At 40.4% G+C, this 19,332-nt stretch carries 17 protein-coding genes; 10 read left to right on the forward strand and 7 right to left on the reverse strand.

The annotated features are described in order from the left end of the window. Positions 1-373 precede the first annotated feature (373 nt). Positions 374-589, reverse strand: a complete 216-nt coding sequence (gene rpmE, locus I6F48_RS09270; RefSeq protein WP_007582029.1) for a 50S ribosomal protein L31 — start codon at positions 587-589, stop codon at positions 374-376. Positions 590-819: 230 nt separating this feature from the next. Here rpmE and priA point away from each other — a divergent pair, with 230 nt between their 5' ends. The 5 genes from priA to I6F48_RS09295 all read left to right on the forward strand — a co-directional run bounded on the left by priA (position 820) and on the right by I6F48_RS09295 (position 5,929). Continuing rightward, entirely contained in the window at positions 820-3,006 is a 2,187-nt protein-coding gene (gene priA, locus I6F48_RS09275) for a primosomal protein N' (protein ID WP_007582030.1), read from the forward strand. 20 nt (positions 3,007-3,026) lie between these two features. Continuing rightward, positions 3,027-3,554 (forward strand): SPOR domain-containing protein, encoded by a 528-nt coding sequence (locus I6F48_RS09280; protein WP_197119284.1) that lies wholly within the window; start codon positions 3,027-3,029, stop codon positions 3,552-3,554. Positions 3,555-3,633: 79 nt separating this feature from the next. Beyond that, complete coding sequence (gene hslV / locus I6F48_RS09285; RefSeq protein WP_002958366.1) at positions 3,634-4,152, forward strand: ATP-dependent protease subunit HslV; 519 nt, start codon at positions 3,634-3,636, stop codon at positions 4,150-4,152. An 11-nt stretch (positions 4,153-4,163) separates the two neighbouring features. Next, positions 4,164-5,492, forward strand: a complete 1,329-nt coding sequence (gene hslU, locus I6F48_RS09290) for an HslU--HslV peptidase ATPase subunit (protein ID WP_024594430.1) — start codon at positions 4,164-4,166, stop codon at positions 5,490-5,492. Positions 5,493-5,554: 62 nt separating this feature from the next. Further along, a complete protein-coding gene (locus tag I6F48_RS09295; protein ID WP_010553804.1) occupies positions 5,555-5,929 on the forward strand; it encodes a gamma-butyrobetaine hydroxylase-like domain-containing protein in 375 nt (124 codons plus the stop codon). 86 nt (positions 5,930-6,015) lie between these two features. Here the strand turns inward: I6F48_RS09295 and I6F48_RS09300 are convergent, their stop codons facing one another. The 3 genes from I6F48_RS09300 to I6F48_RS09310 form a co-directional block, all read right to left on the reverse strand. Next, a complete protein-coding gene (locus I6F48_RS09300; protein WP_165728107.1) occupies positions 6,016-7,896 on the reverse strand; it encodes a methyl-accepting chemotaxis protein in 1,881 nt (626 codons plus the stop codon). A gap of 109 nt (positions 7,897-8,005) precedes the next feature. After that, positions 8,006-9,037 (reverse strand): MJ1255/VC2487 family glycosyltransferase, encoded by a 1,032-nt coding sequence (locus tag I6F48_RS09305; protein ID WP_165739483.1) that lies wholly within the window; start codon positions 9,035-9,037, stop codon positions 8,006-8,008. Beyond that, complete coding sequence (locus tag I6F48_RS09310; protein ID WP_197119285.1) at positions 9,034-9,573, reverse strand: phosphatase PAP2 family protein; 540 nt, start codon at positions 9,571-9,573, stop codon at positions 9,034-9,036. Before I6F48_RS09310 ends, I6F48_RS09305 begins: the two co-directional genes overlap by 4 nt. A 205-nt stretch (positions 9,574-9,778) precedes the next feature. On the opposite strand from I6F48_RS09310, the gene rraA reads away from it, so the two are divergent. Both rraA and I6F48_RS09320 read left to right on the forward strand, forming a co-directional pair. Continuing rightward, entirely contained in the window at positions 9,779-10,276 is a 498-nt protein-coding gene (gene rraA, locus I6F48_RS09315; RefSeq protein ID WP_002959955.1) for a ribonuclease E activity regulator RraA, read from the forward strand. Position 10,277: 1 nt separating this feature from the next. Beyond that, on the forward strand, positions 10,278-11,327 hold the full coding sequence (locus tag I6F48_RS09320) for a formimidoylglutamase (RefSeq protein ID WP_197119286.1): 1,050 nt from the start codon (positions 10,278-10,280) through the stop codon (positions 11,325-11,327). Here the strand turns inward: I6F48_RS09320 and I6F48_RS09325 are convergent. Continuing rightward, entirely contained in the window at positions 11,324-12,988 is a 1,665-nt protein-coding gene (locus I6F48_RS09325) for a GGDEF domain-containing phosphodiesterase (protein WP_165721267.1), read from the reverse strand. The genes I6F48_RS09320 and I6F48_RS09325 overlap by 4 nt on opposite strands. A gap of 120 nt (positions 12,989-13,108) precedes the next feature. Beyond that, positions 13,109-14,356, reverse strand: a complete 1,248-nt coding sequence (gene hutI, locus I6F48_RS09330; RefSeq protein WP_197119287.1) for an imidazolonepropionase — start codon at positions 14,354-14,356, stop codon at positions 13,109-13,111. Positions 14,357-14,475: 119 nt separating this feature from the next. Here hutI and hutC point away from each other — a divergent pair, with 119 nt between their 5' ends. The 3 genes from hutC to hutH all read left to right on the forward strand — a co-directional run bounded on the left by hutC (position 14,476) and on the right by hutH (position 18,461). Beyond that, the gene (hutC, locus tag I6F48_RS09335) at positions 14,476-15,183 is read left to right on the forward strand and encodes a histidine utilization repressor (protein ID WP_007582045.1); all 708 of its coding nucleotides are present in this window, start codon (positions 14,476-14,478) and stop codon (positions 15,181-15,183) included. Positions 15,184-15,249: 66 nt separating this feature from the next. Beyond that, entirely contained in the window at positions 15,250-16,923 is a 1,674-nt protein-coding gene (hutU, locus tag I6F48_RS09340; RefSeq protein WP_197119288.1) for a urocanate hydratase, read from the forward strand. Positions 16,924-16,925: 2 nt separating this feature from the next. Next, positions 16,926-18,461 (forward strand): histidine ammonia-lyase, encoded by a 1,536-nt coding sequence (hutH, locus tag I6F48_RS09345; RefSeq protein WP_165739477.1) that lies wholly within the window; start codon positions 16,926-16,928, stop codon positions 18,459-18,461. Here the strand turns inward: hutH and I6F48_RS09350 are convergent. Then, complete coding sequence (locus I6F48_RS09350) at positions 18,458-19,228, reverse strand: NADP-binding protein (RefSeq protein ID WP_165728100.1); 771 nt, start codon at positions 19,226-19,228, stop codon at positions 18,458-18,460. The genes hutH and I6F48_RS09350 overlap by 4 nt on opposite strands. Positions 19,229-19,332 lie beyond the last annotated feature (104 nt).

The raw sequence follows: 19,332 nt of genomic DNA on the forward strand, positions 1-19,332 counted from the left end.
TTTTATCAACCTAGTTAAAAATTGTACTATTTAAAATATAGAGAATATCTATCGATTTGTCTGTAAAGGATTATGCATACTCAGAATAAGAATAGGAAATAGTTATGCAAAAGGAGGGGATAGTTAAAATCAACGAAATAATACCAATCTGCTTATATATGGGGTCTATTTAACGTTAAGAAAATTACGCTAGAACTAGGCAAAAATTTTTGTATCTAGTTGTTCTAAATAAAAATTTTTTAACGACGTTATAGTGCAATTTAATTCGTTAAATTGCTCAAAGATTTATGTAGGTTAGTTTAAGATAATAAATAACAAATTTTAGGCACAAAAAAAGCACCCTAAGGTGCTTTTTTTAACTAAACAGCAATAATTACTTCTTGCTGGCAAGTGCACCAAAGCGCTTGTTGAAGCGATCAACACGTCCGCCAGTGTCTAAAACTTTTTGCTTACCAGTGTAAAACGGGTGACACGCAGAACATACGTCTAAGTGAATGTCTTTACAAAGAGTTGAGCTAGTTTCGAATTTATTTCCACATGAACATGTTGCAGAAATTACTTCGTACTTAGGGTGAATACCTTCTTTCATAGGAACCTCTAGTTAAGGCCGCATCGCTCTCCAAACCCGGAGTTTGGCACCATACGTCGTTAAAACAAATTTGTTGGTGGCGGATTTTATCCAACAACCTCCCCCCACACAAGTATTTATTTATATTTTTGCCAAAAAAGTGAACAATCTCTTTCTCAAGCACTATTGCTAGTAGGTTTTTAGCGTTATTTTTAGTACATTACAGCATTAATTTTACGGGTTGAGTTGTTATGAGTTTTGTTGAAGTTGCTATTAAAGTCCCGCTTCCACGCACCTTTGATTATAAAATAGAAGAACAGCTCAGTGGCTTATCAATTCCCTTACTACCTGGCATGCGAGTTTTGGTACCTTTTGGTAATCAAAAAAAAGTAGCGGTTGTTTTGGGTATTAAAAGCAGTACCGACGTCCCTTTAAATAAAATTAAAAATATTATAGAGGTAATAGACGACGCCCCTATTTTAAGTGCCCAGCATTTAGAACTCCTTAGCTTTACTGCCCGCTATTATTGCTATCCATTAGGCGAAACTATTCATATAGCGCTACCTGGTGCACTTCGCCAAGGTGAATCACCTGATAAAACCAGTATTAATATGGTTGCCCTGACAGAAAAAGGTGCAAAAGTACCGTCATTAAAAGCTAAAACACAGCTCAACCTATTAAAGCAGTTATCGCAATCAGGTAAGTCATCATTAACTGAGTTAAAAGCACTGGGCTTTAGTAAAAAAACAATAGATAGCTTAATAGATAAAGAACTCATAACACAAACTATTGAGCACGATAACCAATGGCAAAGTGTTGCTCCAACCGTCGGTAGTAAACCAGTACTTAATAAAGAACAAGCGGTTGCTTGCACAGCTATAAATCAAAGTACTGGCTTTAGCAGCTTCTTATTAGAAGGCGTAACGGGCAGCGGTAAAACCGAAGTGTATTTACAGTGCCTAGAAGAAGTACTCAAACGTGGCGAGCAAGCCCTCGTACTCGTGCCCGAAATCGGCCTAACACCACAAACCGTAAACCGTTTTCGCCGCCGCTTTCCTGATACACCCATTATGCTTTGGCACTCAGCACTTACCGACAACGAACGTTTACAAACATGGCGTTTTTGCGAAAAAGGCAGTTGTGCGATAGTTATTGGCACACGTTCGAGTATTTTTCTGCCATTTTTAAAACTCGGTATGATTGTTGTTGATGAAGAACACGACTCGTCATTTAAACAACAAGATACCCTTCGTTACCATGCTCGTGATTTAGCCGCTTACAGAGCTTTTCAGCATAAAATCCCGCTTATATTAGGCAGCGCCACACCCGCGCTTGAAACACTTCACAAAGCAATTAATAACAAATACCAGCTATTAAGTTTAACGGAGCGTGCGCAAACAGCGACTGACAATCAGTTTAAGTTACTCGATATGAAAGGTCAGCCCGACCAAGCAGGTATTGCACATGCAAGTCTTGCTACTATGCGTCAGCACTTAAATCGCGGTAAACAGGTTATGGTATTTTTAAATCGCCGAGGTTTCTCACCCACCCTTATTTGCCATGAGTGCGGTTGGTTGAGCGAGTGTAAACGATGCAGTACCAGCGCTACATTTCATAAAGCGATTGGGCAAATGATCTGTCATCACTGTGGCGACCAGTACCCTGTCCCTCACCAATGCCCTGACTGTGGAAGTACGCAAATATTTCCTAACGGTAAAGGCACAGAGCAAATTGAAGAGTTTTTATCGACCGAATTCCCTGATACACCTGTTACTCGTATAGACCGCGATTCAACTCGCCGTAAAGGTAGCCTTGAAAAAGCACTTGATGAAATAAACCTAGGCGGCGCACGCATTTTAGTGGGCACACAAATGCTTGCCAAAGGCCATCACTTTGCAGATGTAAGCCTTGTTATAATTTTAGATGTAGATAGCGGCTTATACTCATGCGACTTTAGAGCGACAGAGCATTTAGCGCAATTAGTCACCCAAGTAGCGGGGCGTGCTGGACGTTCAGGTGAGCCTGGTCAAGTGTTATTACAAACACACTTTCCAGAACACCCTCTTTTGCAAGACTTAGTTAATAATGGTTACCAAGACTTTGCCCGCTTTGCTCTTAGTGAGCGCGATGATGCTGACTTACCGCCCATTACAAATATGGCCATTGTGCGTGCACAAGGACATAGTATTAAACTAGTCGTCGATTTTTTGACGGATTTGGTTCCTGTGAATGGGGTATCTGGTATACAATTGCTCGGTCCGATCCCTGCCCCACTTGAAAGAGTCGCAGGTATGTATCGTTTTCAATTGCATATTCAAGCGCAAGATCGTCGCATATTACATCAGTACCTTGCGCAAATGGTTGATTATTTAAGTACCAGTAAACTTGCACAAAAAGTACGCTGGAGCTTAGACGTAGACCCTATAGACATGATTTAGGTTAAGGCCAAAATAACACCATGGCACAGCACGATTATATTAATAAAAAGCCTGCAGGCAGAGACAGTAAAAAAAACGCACCCGCTAAAAAACCATTTCCTATTCTTTTAGCCGTTATAGCCATCTTACTTGTAGGTGGTTTTGCCTACACACTATGGTTTATAAAAAGTAATGCCGATCCAAAGCTTGTCGAAAAACAAGCTAACCCAACTGCACCCGCAAAAGTAGAAGTTGTTATTCCACGTACACCGGAATTTATTAAAGAAATTAGAAACCACGAGATTCAAGTTGAAGTAAAAGAACTTGAGCAAAAAGGTCCTTATGTTATGCAATGCGGTTCGTTCAGAACTCATGCACAAGCTGAATCATTAAAAGCTAAAATCGCATTTGCAGGGCTCATTTCTGAGATCAAACAGGCTGAAGGCAGCAATGGCACTTGGTATAAAGTACGTTTAGGCCCTTATAAAACCAAACGCCAAGCCGAAAGCGATAAAAACAAACTTAAACGTGTAAAAATAGTCGGCTGCGGAATTTGGGGCTGGACTTGAAAATAAACCATTCACCCATATAACCTCATCATAATCGTTTTTTACGAGTTGCCTCTGCAGCTCGATGATGAGGAATAACATGACTACTATCGTAAGTGTTCGCCGCGGCGACAAAGTTGTAATTGGCGGCGATGGCCAAGTTTCACTTGGTAACACCGTAATGAAGGGCAACGCCCGCAAAGTTCGACGTCTTTATAATGGCAAAGTAATCGCTGGTTTTGCCGGCGGTACTGCTGATGCCTTCACTCTTTTCGAACGTTTTGAAAGCAAATTAGAAATGCACCAAGGTAACCTAACTAAAGCCGCAGTAGAAATGGCTAAAGATTGGCGAAGTGACCGTGCACTTCGAAAACTCGAAGCGCTGCTCGCTGTAGCAGACGAAACAGCCTCTTTAATTATTACCGGTAATGGCGATGTAGTTCAGCCAGAAAACGATTTAATTGCAATTGGTAGTGGTGGTAACTTTGCGCAATCAGCTGCAACCGCCCTTTTAGAAAATACAGATTTAAGCGCTCGTGAAATAGTAGAGAAAAGCTTAACTATTGCAGGCAACATCTGCGTATTTACTAATAACTTCCAAACAATCGAAGAATTATAATAGGAACTATTATGTCTGATATGACCCCAAGAGAAATTGTTCACGAGCTAGATCAGCACATTATAGGTCAGGCTAAAGCTAAAAAAGCAGTCGCTATTGCGCTTCGTAATCGCTGGCGCCGCATGCAATTAAATGAAGATTTACGCAGTGAAGTAACACCAAAAAATATATTAATGATTGGTCCAACAGGCGTAGGTAAAACAGAAATTGCCCGCCGTTTAGCAAAACTTGCTAACGCACCATTCATTAAAGTAGAAGCGACTAAATTCACTGAAGTTGGTTATGTTGGTAAAGAAGTAGATACGATCATACGTGACCTCGTTGATGTTTCAATTAAAATGACTCGCGAACAGCAAACTAAAAAGTTTAAACATCGCGCCGAAGAAGCAGCAGAAGAGCGTATTTTAGATGCACTTTTACCACCGGTTAAAGATCAATATGGCGAAAGCCAACGCGACGATACTTCATCTACTCGCCAAACATTTCGTAAAAAATTACGTGAAGGTCAATTAGATGATAAAGAAATCGAGATTGAACTAGCGCAAGCTCAATCAAACGTAGAAATTATGGCGCCTCCTGGTATGGAAGATATGACCAACCAGTTACAAAGCATGTTTCAAAACATGGGCGGCGATAAACGCACTAAACGTAAGTTAAAAATTAAAGAAGCCTTCAAACTATTAACAGAAGAAGAAGCCGCTAAATTAGTAAACCCTGAAGAGCTAAAAGAACAAGCTATTTTTGCAGTAGAGCAAAACGGTATTGTGTTTATTGATGAAATAGACAAAATTTGTAAACGTGGTGATTCTTCAGGCCCTGATGTGAGCCGAGAAGGTGTTCAGCGCGACTTACTACCGCTAATTGAAGGCTCAACAGTAAACACTAAACACGGTATGGTTAAAACTGACCATATGTTGTTTATTGCCTCAGGTGCGTTCCAAATGTCTAAACCATCAGACATGATACCTGAGCTACAAGGTCGCTTACCGATTCGAGTAGAACTTGAGCCACTAACTGCAAATGACTTTAAACGTATCCTGACAGAGCCGCATGCATCGCTTACTGAGCAACAACGAGAGCTCCTTAAAACTGAGCAAGTAACGATTGAGTTTAGTGATGATGCTATTGAGCGTATTGCTAAGGCTGCGTGGCAAGTTAACGAAAAAACCGAAAACATCGGTGCTCGTCGCTTGCATACTGTGATGGAAAGATTGATGGAAGAAATTTCATACGATGCTTCTGAAAAAGCAGGTTCATCACTTGTTATTGACGCCGCTTACGTTGAAAAACATCTAGGTGCACTTGTTGAAGATGAAGACTTAAGCCGCTTCATTCTATAAAACGAATATAAACGTTATACTAAAAGCCTCCAGATTGGGGGCTTTTTAATGGGGTATATAAAATGAAACACGTTACAAAAGTGCATTACCACAGCGTGAGTAAAAATTTAGATGTTTATTTTGACGACGATAGCCAAGCAGTCTTTAGCTGTGAATTTTTACGCGTTCACTCTCCCTCTGCTGAAGTGCAAGGCCATGGCTCTGGCCCTATGAAATTGGTTTTAAATAAACAATCTGTAGGTATAAAAAACATAGTACCTGTTGGGCATTATGCACTGCGTTTAGATTTCGATGATGGTCACAATAGCGGACTGTTCAGTTGGAGTTACTTTGAAAAACTACAAGCGCAGCAACAAACGTTGAGCGATGAATATTCGGCACGCGTAGCCGAGCACGAACAAAACAAAAACAGTGTACCAATAAAGTTTATTCCTTAAACCTTATTGGTAACTTTAGGTGGGTATTTTTAGATTAGTTAACCTAAACCCTGGTTAAAATATTTACTATCCAGAGTTCAGGTTAGTTACACTTTAAACTTATCAATAGCGCTAAATAACACTCTAGCTTGCTCAGATACTTCTTCGCTAGTTTGGGCGTTTTTAGCAGCATGTTCAGTTGCATCTTGCGCAATGTCGCGAATTCTTACTACATTTTTATTAACCTCTGATGCCACTTGGCTTTGCTCGTCAATAGCAACCGCTATTTGAGAGCTCATTTCCATTATTGTTTGTACATCTTCAGTAATTGCGCCTAATAACTCACCTGCTTTAATTGCTTGCGAGGCACTTTCATCGCCTTGAGAACGACATTTGTGCATAATACTCACCACTTCTTGAGTACGCTGCTGTAAGGTACTTATAATACCTTCAATCTCACTCGTGGACTCTTGAGTACGCTTCGCTAATGAACGAACCTCATCTGCAACAACAGCAAAACCACGACCATACTCACCAGCACGTGCCGCTTCTATTGCCGCATTAAGTGCGAGTAAATTTGTTTGATCTGCAATCCCCCGAATTACATCAAGCACTGAACCAATTGTTTCGCCATCTTTTTCAAGTTGCGATACTACATTTGATGCATTCCCTAACGAATCAGATAGGGCTCTAATGTGCTTAACGGTAGAGTCAACTTCACTGCGCCCTTGTTGAGCACTTAAGTTTGTTGACTCTGCTTTTTTAGCAGCCGCTTCAGTATTATGTGAAATATCCTGAATCGTCGCCTGCATTTCGGTGGCTGCAGTTGCAACCATGTCGGCTTCATGTAATTGCTCTTGCATACCGGAGCTTGTTGCTGCGGTACTTTCTGATAAATGCTCTGTTGCTATGTTAAGCGTATTTAAAGCACCATTAACTTCGTTAATTAAGTTTTTAAAATCGCCTATTAAACTATTAAAGTCGACCGTCATGGTGGTAATTTCGTCTTTACCTGTTTGCTCTATCATCACGCTTAAATCATTATTACGACGAATGTCGTTAATGGTGTGATAAACCCGCTCTATAGGCACAATAATCGAGCGGCTCGTGAAATAAACCAACATTAAAACAATAATGCCAGCAATCACAAAAATAAGAATGGCTAAAAATTGTGCCTGTTCAACGCTTTTATCTACCTGCTGCTTAGTGCTTAATAGTATCTGCGCAACGATTGCATCACTTTGTTCAACACTTTTACGCATTTTTCCAAGTGCTCCTGAATTTAAATCTAAGCCCAATTCAACCTGTGCCTGGACCAATGCTTGAAATTGCGTTTGGTAGGAATTTAAAAAGCCATTTAATTGAGCTGTATACCCCGTATCAAATTGAGCCTGAGCGATTTGCTGCTTTAAAGTATCAACCCCTTCATCAAATCGAGTTAAATACTTAAGATCAAAACGTAGCATAAAATCTTTTTCAGCCCGTCTTAATTGTAATATAGAAGATAAGAGTTTGTAATTATCTTGCTCTTTGAGCAAGCTTTCGACCTCGTGTACTGCACTTCTTAGTTCGCCATACAGCCCATCTTTTGGGTGTAATCCTATGCGTTTTTGTAGCACAACAACACTCATAAAGTCATTGCTATAAGCACTTACCAAATTATCGAGATTACTTATTTTTTGGGTTTCGATACCCTGCTCTTGCATAATTACATTCAACTTAGCAATTTTACTTTTAAGCTGGTTATAATCTTGTTCAAATAAGTCTAATGCTTCTTCTTGTTTATAAAAAAGAAAGTTTTTTTCATGTTTACGCAGTTCTAATTCATGGATATTAAGCTCTTCAGCAAGCTGAATTGTTTTATTTAAGCTTAACGTTGTTCTCGCTTCATAAATTATTACGCATAAAAGGACCACCATTGCTAAACCAACAACGACTGCGTTTAACTGTAAACGTCGTTTGATTGTTAAGTTTTGTAAAAAATTCATCGCTAACGCCTTTTTTAAATATGCATTTGTATTATAGCTGATAGCTCAGGAGCGACTCATTAATTTAACTTTTTATTATTGGTTATTCTAAGCTACTTAATTATGATGGCTATAAAGCGACACTATCCCACAAACCTTTGTGTAACGATTGTGTGTTATTCCACTGTTGTTTAACCAACCAATCAATTAAAGGCTCGGGATCGCTAGGGTAATTTATTTGCTTATTTTGCGGGGCGCTATTCCAGTCATCAAGGGCTTGCGGGTTTAAATAGTTCATAACATGCGCCATGCCCATGGCAAACAAAGTTTGTGCATTTGCGGTTTGCTCAAACTGCCCATCTAAAGGCTTTAATAGTAACTTCTTACCTAACTTAAGCGCTTCACTGGCAAGCTCAAACCCCGCATTACCAATAACGCCACTCGTGTTTGCTAAGTCATTTAAAAAACCAGAACGTGAGGGGGGTCGCAAATGTATATGTCCAAAAGACTGATTGCAGGCATTTGGGTGATAACAATAAAATTCTTTTTCGGGAAAGTCTTTTAAGTAATCAACAATGCTATCTAAGTTTTCAAACGGTAAATATACCAATACCTTATTTAGTACCGCGACAGGATTCTCATGATTATGATGAGCAATAAAAGGCGGGATTATATTATTTGCAAATGGCTTCCAGTGTACGCCTAAGTAGGTAGATGCTGGTGCATAATGCTTGATGAGCGATTTTCTAAGTACACCACGACCAAATATAGGTACGTTTTCTGACAAAAATGCGGCTTGGTGACTAATACCGATAACGGGTATATCGGCCCGTTTTGCAGCCCATGCTGTGACTGGCTCAAAGTCATTAAGTACAAAATCGTACTGTTTTATATCAAGCGATTTTATATCACTCACCAGCTTACAAACTCGCATGTTTTTAAGTGTTTTTAAATTTTTGACTTGCCCATTTTCAGTACTAAACGATAAGCCCCGATACGCTTTATAATCTGAGAATTCGTGCATATCAAAGTAATCTTTATTTGCTCGCCCTGAAAACACATAATCAACATCAATACCAAGTTTATTAAAGCAGCTTGCCATAACCCTAGCCCGCGTTATATGACCATTACCGGTACCCTGCACTCCATACAATATTTTCATACAGGTACCACGAGCGCTAATGCGAATAAGCCACAAACACTGCCAATAATCGCACCTATAATAATATCAGCAGGAAAATGTACGCCTAATACAACACGAGAAATAGCCACACCAGCAGCCCAACTAAGTAGTAGCCATATATATTCAGGGAAAAAGTGACTTAGTATAATCGCAACTAAGAACGCTGCAGCGCTGTGGCCCGAGGGCAAACTAAATTTATCATTGGGTACTATGTAAGCATTTGTTACTAAGCAGTCGCATGGACGGGTGCGGGCAAATCTATTTTTGGCCAGTAAATAAATGGGCCTTTCTATAGCAAAACCAACTAATATCGTTACAGGTAATAATTGTTGCTGCTCATTATTACTAAGCCACCACACCGCTAAACACACAAGTATGTAAAGCCCTCCATCACCGCTTTTAGATAAGCCAAACGCCATTGTTTTAAACCACTTCGGTGAGTTGCAATTAAACAGAGTTAAAAATAATTGCTCATCTAGCAGAGCTGCCCTTTTAAACATATTATTGTTATCCATCACTTCCCCCTCATTGCATAATATATGAACACCGATTTAGCTTATGTGTTGTAAATAACAATTGAGTGACGCTTTTAAGACACTATTATTGCGATTAATGATTTAGCGCTTGTTTTGTCTAAATTTACTGCGATTAAGTCGTTGTTATTGCTTATAAGGAGGGTATACTGAGGTATAAATTAATGTACCTTTTGAGGATAAAATAATGGATTACAGCACTTCTGATTTATGTGACCACTTTGCTGATGTGGTTGACGTGCTAGAGCCAATGTTCATCAACTTTGGTGGTCGACACAGCTTTGGTGGCCGCATTAAAACGGTTAAATGTTTTGAAAATAATGAACTGATCCGCGAATTACTTTCTCAAGACGGTACAGACTTAGTGCTTCTTATTGACGGTGGTGGCTCAACTCGCCGTGCACTTATTGATATTGAATTGGCCGAACTTGCACTTGAAAACAACTGGAATGGTATTGTTGTTTACGGCGCAGTACGCCACGTTGATGAGCTTGAAGAACTTGATTTAGGCATTCAAGCAATCGCTTCCATTCCTGTTGCAGCTGACAGTGAAGGTGCTGGCGAGGATGCTATTGGCGTTAACTTTGCCGGTGTATCATTTTTTGATGATGACTTTATTTATGCTGATAGTACTGGCATTGTTTTATCTGCAGAAGAATTAGAATTGGAAGTTGTAGAAGTATAACGTGACCTCCTATTTAAAAGTATATGATGAAAGCGCGGTTAGAGCACTTTGCTCTAGCCGCGTAAATGAAAAAAAAGCATGGCAATCAATGGCCTTGCTAGACACTCAAGTAAACCTGCAACAAGCACTTATTGACGCAGCTCAATTTGGCATTCGCTACGTACTTCTTGGTATTTGCGAAGATATTGGCCCAAAAGCAAATTTAGGAAATGGCGGTGCAAACGAAGCATGGTCTGCTTTTTTAAAACGTTTTTTAAACCAACCTCATAATCAATTTATTGCCACTCAAAAAGTACTTTTATTGGGTGAAGTAAATACTGATGATTTAATGGCGCAAAGCAACCAACTTAATAATCAGCAAGCCCAGCAGTTAACTCAATTACGAGATTTATGCCAACAACTTGATGAACGCGTAGAGTCAGTATTAAGCCTTATTTTTAAAGCAGGGCTTGAGCCAATCGTAATTGGCGGAGGTCACAATAATTGCTTAGGTATTATTCGCGCGCTAAGTAAGTCAAAAAACACGCCTGTTAATGCTATCAATTTTGACCCTCATGCCGATTTTAGAGAATGTGAAGGTCGCCATAGTGGTAATGGTTTTCGCTACGCGTATAACGAGCAACATCTAAGTAATTACCATGTTATTGGCTTACATGAATTAAAAAATAATCAAGCAATTATAGATGCAATGAGTGAAGCTAACTTTAAGTTTGATAGCTATCAATCTATACAAGTTAAGCGAAAAATTACACTAACGCAGGCAATTGAAAATGCACTAAGTAATTTTGATGATTTACCACTGGGTGTTGAAGTTGATTTAGATAGTATTACTTATATGCCAGTTAGTGCGTATACATATTGCGGATTTAGTGTGAGTGACACTGAGCACTTTGTGCATTTAGCTGCAAGCCACCGGCACTCTAAGTACTTACACTTATGTGAAGCAGCGCCTAACCAGCATCCTAACGGGTTAGGTGCCGGTGCTGCCCATGTAGGGCAAGTGATTAGTGCACTTGTAAATAGCTACCTACAAGCCAAAGAAAACACTTAACGTTGTTGAACCGATCGCCACTCTTTTAGCCAGCTCATTAAACCGATACTACTTAGCGGGTGACCAAAGTAATAACCTTGGGCAGCATAACCTTTTAAGCTTTTTACAAACTTAAGTTGCTCAAGTGTTTCTACTCCTTCAAAAATCACTTTTGTTTTTTGTTGGCTATGCATATCAACCATTCCACCAACTAAACTGCGTATATTGTTTTGATTACTAAAGTCAGCGGTAAGTGAAGGTGAAACCTTAATATACTCAACCGCTAAACTTGGCAACTTAGAAAGTAGTACCGGGTTATCACCAAGTCCATCCACACATACTTTTAAGCCTATGTTATTAAGCCTTGCGATCATGCCTCGACCTTTGTCATCTAAACCAGCAAAAATATGTAAAGGGCATTCAACAATCAAGTCTCCCGCCTCTAAGTGATGTTCATTTATAACAACATCAACAAATTCAACAAACTCTTCATTTAGCATTTCAGGGCCAAATACGTTAATGCTAAGCGGTATGGAAATACCTTCTACTCTAAGCGCCATTGCAAGCTCAGCGGCTCTCTCCATTACAAATTTAGCAAGCGGGTAACCAAGCCCTGCTATTCTTATGTCGTCAATAAAACGATTAGCAGATAAAATTCCTTGCTTAGGGTGCTGCCAACGCAGTAGTAATTCTAAAAACTCAATTTGACCGTTTTCGTTACAAATTATAGGTTGAAAATAGAGTTCTAATTCGCTCGAAAAATCAATATTTGCTAATTCTTTTAGTCGCGCTTGTTGCTCTCGCAGTTCAATCATCATTTGTTGATGATAAGGCACAACCTTGCGATTTGGGTGGCTATCGAGTGCTAGGTATGCGTACGATATTAAATTATCAAAGTTATTGTCTTGCTCATTACAATCAACATAACTCGCCCTCGCTTTTACCTCTACAGTGCAGTTAGCAACATTAAATGGCTTAAGTGTTGCACCCAGTATTTGTTCAATAACCAACTCATGTAAATGTTTTTGATTCGCAAAACTACAAATAAATGCAAAGTTAAGGCCCCCTAAGTGGGCTAGCTTTTCTTGCCCAACTAAAGTCACTATTTCGTCACTTGAAAGCAGTTCTTTTATTCGATTAGCCGATTGCGCTAACAGTATATCGCCAAAGTCGCGTCCTATATGCTGGTTAACTTGCTCAAATCCTTCAAGACGAATAACGATTAACGCTGCACTTACTTGCTTATTGTCGCACCATGCATAGTAACCTTGGCGTAACTGTTTTCTATCTGCAAAAACCGAAAGCGGAGACTCTTCTATAAATGTATCACCTGTAGGTTCTGGCTCTATCACGACTTCTATTTCAGCGCTTTCGTCATTTAAAAAGCCAACAATAGCTAATAATAATATTGCTAACACAACCCAAAATAACGGAACTTCCAATAATAAATGAGCTGAAAATAGAACAACAAATAAAAGACCAGCCATTGAGCTGGTAATAATCATGCTCCAATTATTCCGCTCGAAGGCTTGCCATAAATGAAAACAAAATCCAAAGGCAAGTAAAATGGCAAGCCAAGCTGCGCCCGTGCTCAAAATAGCCAAACCAACAGCTGCTGTGCATAAATAGCTAAATTTAATACTGGCATTTTTAACGGCAAATAAAGTGGCAATCATCGCCATCAATAGTGCACCACTAAAAAATATTGGGAAGTTACTGTCGGTTAGTATGTTCAAATTAACGGCATCCGTATTCGCTAAAAAAGTTTAAACCAGATTATATGTGGGCAAAAATAATACAAACTAGTTAATTCTACCCAAAATCCATAAATTTAACAGTTTATTTACGCCAAATTGGTAACTTAATTGTGATGGATGACTTATTTGCCAATGCGCAATATCAGCTCTTGCACCAACCTTTAAAATACCACGGTCGTCTAACCCTAGTGCTTTAGCAGCATTGCGAGTAACACCTGCCAATGCTTGCTCGGGTGTTAATCTAAACAATGTGCATGCCATGTTCATCATCAAGTGCACTGAGCACAGCGGTGAAGTGCCAGGATTAAAATCACTCGCAATAGCTATAGGTACTTTATATTGATTAAGTAACTCAATAGGTGGGAATTGTGTTTCTCTTAAAAAATAAAATGCACCGGGCAATAACACCGCGACCGTCCCAGCGTTTGCCATGGCTTTTACACCCTCTTCATCGAGATGCTCAATATGATCTGCCGAAAGGCCATTGAACTGCGCCACCAGCTCAGCACCATGTTGATTAGATAACTGCTCAGCATGGCATTTTACTGGGAGGTTATGCTTTTTAGCCGCCTGGAAAACACGTTTGGTTTGCGAATAACTAAAGCCTACATTTTCACAAAATACATCGACTGCATCAGCAAGATTATTAGCCACTACCTGATCAAGCATGTCAGTACATACCAAATCAATATATTCATCAGCACGGCCTTTGTATTCAGGCGGTAGAGCATGCGCCCCTAAAAAAGTAGTTTTAATATCAATAGGATGATGCTCACCTAATAAACGAGCTACTTCTAATATTTTTATCTCGTTTTCAGTATCTAGCCCATAGCCTGACTTTATTTCAACAGTGGTTACACCTTCTTTTAACAACGTATTTAAGCGATCTTTTGCATCAACAAATAATTGCTCTCGATCGGCTGCTCTCGTCGCTTTAACCGTACTTGCTATGCCACCGCCTTGTGCCGCAATTTGCTCATAACTTACACCCTGCAAGCGCTGCTCAAACTCTTGCGACCTTGAACCTGCAAACACTAAATGTGTATGACAATCTATTAAGCCCGGCGTTAACCACTGCCCTTTTATACTCAATGTCGGCGTTGCAAACACATCAAAACTGGGCAATGTTGATTGCTCTCCAATCCACGCAATTTTACCATTTTTGATAGCTATAGCAGCATTTTCGATTGCGCCATAAGGGGCATTTATATTGCTATCCATAGTGGCAATATTGGCATCAGTTAAAAGTAAGTCAATTTCTTCTAACTCATAATTTTTTGTTGTGCTTTGCATTTTACAGCCCTTTTTACGCCCAGAGTGATGAAAATATAGTCTAACAACCCATCTTGTATATACAAGGTAATTGTGTCATCTTATTTATATAGTTTATTTTTAATGTAACCATAAATTTAATGACGACACCTAAATTTGCGCAAATAAAACAATTCATTGTTGATAAAATTCGCAGCGGTACGTGGCAAGAAAACCAACGTGTTCCCTCTGAAAACGAACTAAGTAGTCAATTTAGTGTCAGCAGAATGACAGCCCGCCGAGCACTAAGCGAGTTAACCGAGGCAGGTATTTTAACCCGCAGCCAAGGGTTAGGTACATTTGTAGCCACATTTAAATCGCAGTCATCGTTACTCGAAATAAAAAACATTGCTGATGAAGTAAAGGAACGTAACGGCAACTACACCTGTAGTGTACTTATACTTGAATCAATAAATGCAGTCGCACCTATTGCCATTGCACTTGGTGTTGAGATTGACAGTGTTGTATATCGAAGTGTACTCGTGCATAACGAAAACGACAGCCCCTTGCAGCTAGAAGAGCGTTTTGTAAACCCTGCACTTGCGGCTGGTTACTTACAACAAGACTTTAGCACGCTTACACCTCATGAGTATCTATCTAGTGTTGCACCACTTACCCAAGCGAGGCATACCGTAGAGGCTATTATGCCAAACAGCGAAATGTGCCAATGGTTAAACTTATATAACGAAGAGCCATGCTTACAAGTTATTCGACGCACATGGTCTATTAACGGCATTGTAAGCTTTGCGCGCCTTGTATCACCAGGCAGTAAATATCGCTTAGGTGGTCACTTAACATTTAAAAAATAACAAACAATAGCGCTTACTGCGCTTTTTTTATAACAAATCACCTTGTATATACAACAGGAGCAAAACATGAACAACCGACTCGACACAAGTCGCGTAATACGTGCACCTCATGGCGATAAAATAAGTGCTAAAAGCTGGCAAACTGAAGCTGCTAAGCGCATGCTAATGAATAATTTAGACCCTGAAGTAGCAGAACATCCTCATGCACTTGTTGTATATGGTGGTATTGGCCGAGCAGCTCGTGATTGGCCAAGTTATGACAAAATTATAGAAACCCTCGATAGACTCGAAAGCGACGAAACTCTGCTTGTACAATCAGGAAAACCCGTTGGTGTATTTAAAACCCACAGTAATGCCCCTCGTGTACTTATTGCCAACTCAAACCTTGTTCCACACTGGGCAAATTGGGAGCACTTTAACGAGCTCGATAAAAAAGGCTTGATGATGTACGGACAAATGACAGCGGGTTCTTGGATTTATATTGGCTCGCAAGGCATTGTACAAGGCACTTACGAGACCTTTATAGCCATGGCAAAGCAACATTTTTCAGGCAGTGCTAAAGGCAAGTGGGTATTAACGGGTGGCCTTGGAGGTATGGGCGGTGCGCAACCACTTGCCGCTACAATGGCAGGGTTTAGTGCGCTAGTTGTTGAATGTGATGAAAGCCGTATCGATTTTCGTATAAAAACAGGCTACGTTGATGTAAAAGCAACGAACCTTGAACACGCACTGCAATTAATAACCGACGCGTGCATAAAAGGTGAAGCCCTATCAGTTGGCCTACTTGGTAACGCTGCCGATGTATTTAGTACACTGGTTAAAACAGGTATTACACCTGATGTAGTCACAGATCAAACATCAGCTCACGATCCATTAAATGGTTACTTACCACAAAACTGGACAATGGAGCACGTAGCAAAAATGCGTGAGCAAGATCCAAAAGCGGTAGTAAAAGCGGCTAAACAATCAATGGCAGTCCAAGTTAGAGCCATGCTGGCGCTGCAAAAAGCGGGTGCCGCCACTACTGATTACGGAAATAATATTCGTCAAATGGCGTTTGATGAAGGTGTTACCAACGCGTTTGATTTTCCTGGGTTTGTACCCGCCTATATTCGCCCTTTATTTTGTGAAGGTATTGGCCCATTTAGATGGGTAGCATTATCGGGCGATCCAGAAGATATTTATAAAACCGATGCAAAAGTAAAAGAGCTTATTCCTGATGATGCACATTTGCATAATTGGCTTGATATGGCGCGTGAGCGCATTCAATTTCAAGGGCTACCTGCACGTATTTGTTGGGTAGGTTTAAAAGATAGAGCACGCCTTGCATTGGCCTTTAACGAAATGGTTAAAAATGGCGAACTTAAAGCCCCTATCGTTATTGGTCGTGACCACCTCGACTCGGGCTCAGTTGCCAGCCCTAACCGCGAAACAGAAAGTATGAAAGATGGCTCAGATGCGGTATCGGACTGGCCATTACTCAATGCACTGCTTAATACGGCAAGTGGCGCTACTTGGGTGTCTCTTCATCATGGTGGCGGTGTAGGTATGGGGTTTAGTCAGCACTCTGGTGTGGTTATTGTTGCCGATGGTACAAATGAAGCTAAAGAGCGTATTGCTCGCGTACTTTGGAACGACCCTGCAACAGGTGTAATGCGCCATGCTGATGCTGGGTACGACATAGCAAAGAACTGCGCCAAAGAACAAAATTTAGACCTACCTATGCTAAACGAGGAATGATCATGTTCGAACTTACTCTCACACCAGGCTCACTTAATTTAAACACACTGAGAAAAATTAATAATTCACCGGTAAAGTTAAGCCTTGCAAAGCATGCTGAATCGCAAATAGCAGCAAGCGCGCAAACCGTTCAAAACGTTATTAATGAGCACCGCACTGTATACGGGATTAACACCGGGTTTGGGTTATTAGCTAATACCAAAATAGCCGACGACGAACTTGAATTATTACAGCGCTCCATTGTGCTTTCACACGCTGCGGGCATTGGCGAATACATGGATGACAGCACAGTAAGGTTAATGATCACCTTAAAAGTAAACTCGCTTTCGCGCGGCTACTCGGGTATTCGCCTGCAAATAATCCAATTTTTTATGCAGCTGCTTAGTAGCGAAGTATATCCGTGCGTGCCTAAAAAGGGCTCTGTGGGGGCATCGGGGGATTTAGCCCCTCTTGCGCATATGTGCCTACCTTTATTAGCTGAAGGTCAAATGCGACATAAAGGAAAAATAATTAGTGCAGCACAAGGGTTAAAAATAGCGGGGCTTGAACCTCTTACCCTTGCAGCTAAAGAAGGCTTAGCATTATTAAATGGCACACAAGCGTCGACTGCGTTTGCACTACAAGGCCTATTTAGAAGCGAGAACTTATATGCACAAAGCTGCGTTATCGGCTCGATAAGCATAGAAGCAGCAATGGGTAGTCGCGCGCCATTTGATGCACGTATTCATGATATTCGTGGTCAGCGCGGACAAATAGACACCGCTCAAGTATTTAGAGAGCTACTCGATACGCACTCTCAAATTAGTGATTCCCACGTAAATTGTGAAAAAGTACAAGATCCATACTGCCTTCGCTGCCAACCTCAAGTGCTAGGAGCTTGCCTAACTCAGATACGCCAAGCCGCAGAAGTATTGTTATGTGAGTCAAACGGTGTAACCGATAATCCGCTAGTTTTTGCCGATGTAGGCGACATAATATCGGGAGGTAACTTTCATGCAGAGCCAGTTGCAATGGCCGCCGATAACTTAGCTATCGCAATTGCCGAAATTGGTGCATTAGCAGAAAGGCGAATTGCATTACTTATCGATTCAAACCTATCCAAATTACCGCCATTTTTAGTTGAAAACGGCGGGGTAAATTCAGGTTTTATGATTGCTCAAGTTACCGCTGCAGCGCTTGCGTCAGAAAACAAATCATTAGCACATCCGGCTTCGGTCGATAGCTTGCCTACATCTGCAAATCAAGAAGATCATGTATCTATGGCAACCTTTGCAGCAAGGCGCTTAGATGAAATGGCCAATAATACCCAAGGCGTTTTGGCAATAGAATGGTTAGCATCGGTTCAAGGGCTAGAATTTAGAAAGCCGCTTGAACCATCACATAAAGTGCAAAGCGCTAAAGCGTTATTACGCGAGCATGTGAGTTATTATGATAAAGACCGCTACTTTGCTCCCGATATCGAAGCTGCTAATACATTACTAAGTGAAGGTAAGCTATGCGACTTCATAGAGAGCAGCCCCCTGCCTTCAGCATATTAAATACCATATTGGTAAGTAAAGCCTAGCGCTTCAATAGCTGAGCCAATAACTTTGCGCTCAGCTTTATCATCACTGGTAAAGCGTGGTAACTCGCCACCATGTTCTGCACACTTCACTGCGTAGTATTCAGCTTTTGTTGGGTGCGCAGGATTAACAACATTATAAATATTTTGCCCTACTTGCCAGTGCTCTATCACCGCAAAAACAGCATTAATTACATCTTGTTGATGCACCATATTTACTACTTGCTCACTTGATGTATTAAGCTCTTTGCCTGCCACAAAACGACCCGGTTCTCTATTAGGCCCTAGTAATCCAGCTAAACGCAGCACTTTCCCGTCTTGCTCAAGTACTTGCTCTTCTGCCTCATAGAGCTTTATTTGGCGCTCGTTTGTGCATGAAATATCGCAACTTTCGCTATATACACCAGGCTCTTGATCGTATACCCCGGTTGATGAGCATAATAAAAAGCCCTTTGCGTTTAACTCCTTTGAGAGCTTAAGCGCTGCGGTGAGTGTTTCAGGATAATTACTTTCACTGTCCCTGCTACGTGGTGGAATAGCACATACCCAATAAGCATTTTGTAAATCAACTTGATGTCTTAATTGCCCATCTTCAAGTGTAAACTGACGCTCAAAATCAAACTCGTGTATATCTGTTCTATGCGTTCCTTGTACTTGCCAATCAGCTTTTTGCGCACTTACGCATAAAGCATGTCCTAACCAACCTGCACCTAATACTACTAATTTATTACTTTTATTTGTCATTTTTGTATAAGCCTTTATTTTAAACGCATAATTAGTTCTTTCTATCTAACTTTATAGAGATTTTAAGTAAGATATGATTAGATATAATTTCATAAATAATAAAA

The sequence above is a fragment of the Pseudoalteromonas sp. SWYJ118 genome (assembly GCF_015864505.1).
Classification (GTDB): domain Bacteria; phylum Pseudomonadota; class Gammaproteobacteria; order Enterobacterales; family Alteromonadaceae; genus Pseudoalteromonas; species Pseudoalteromonas arctica.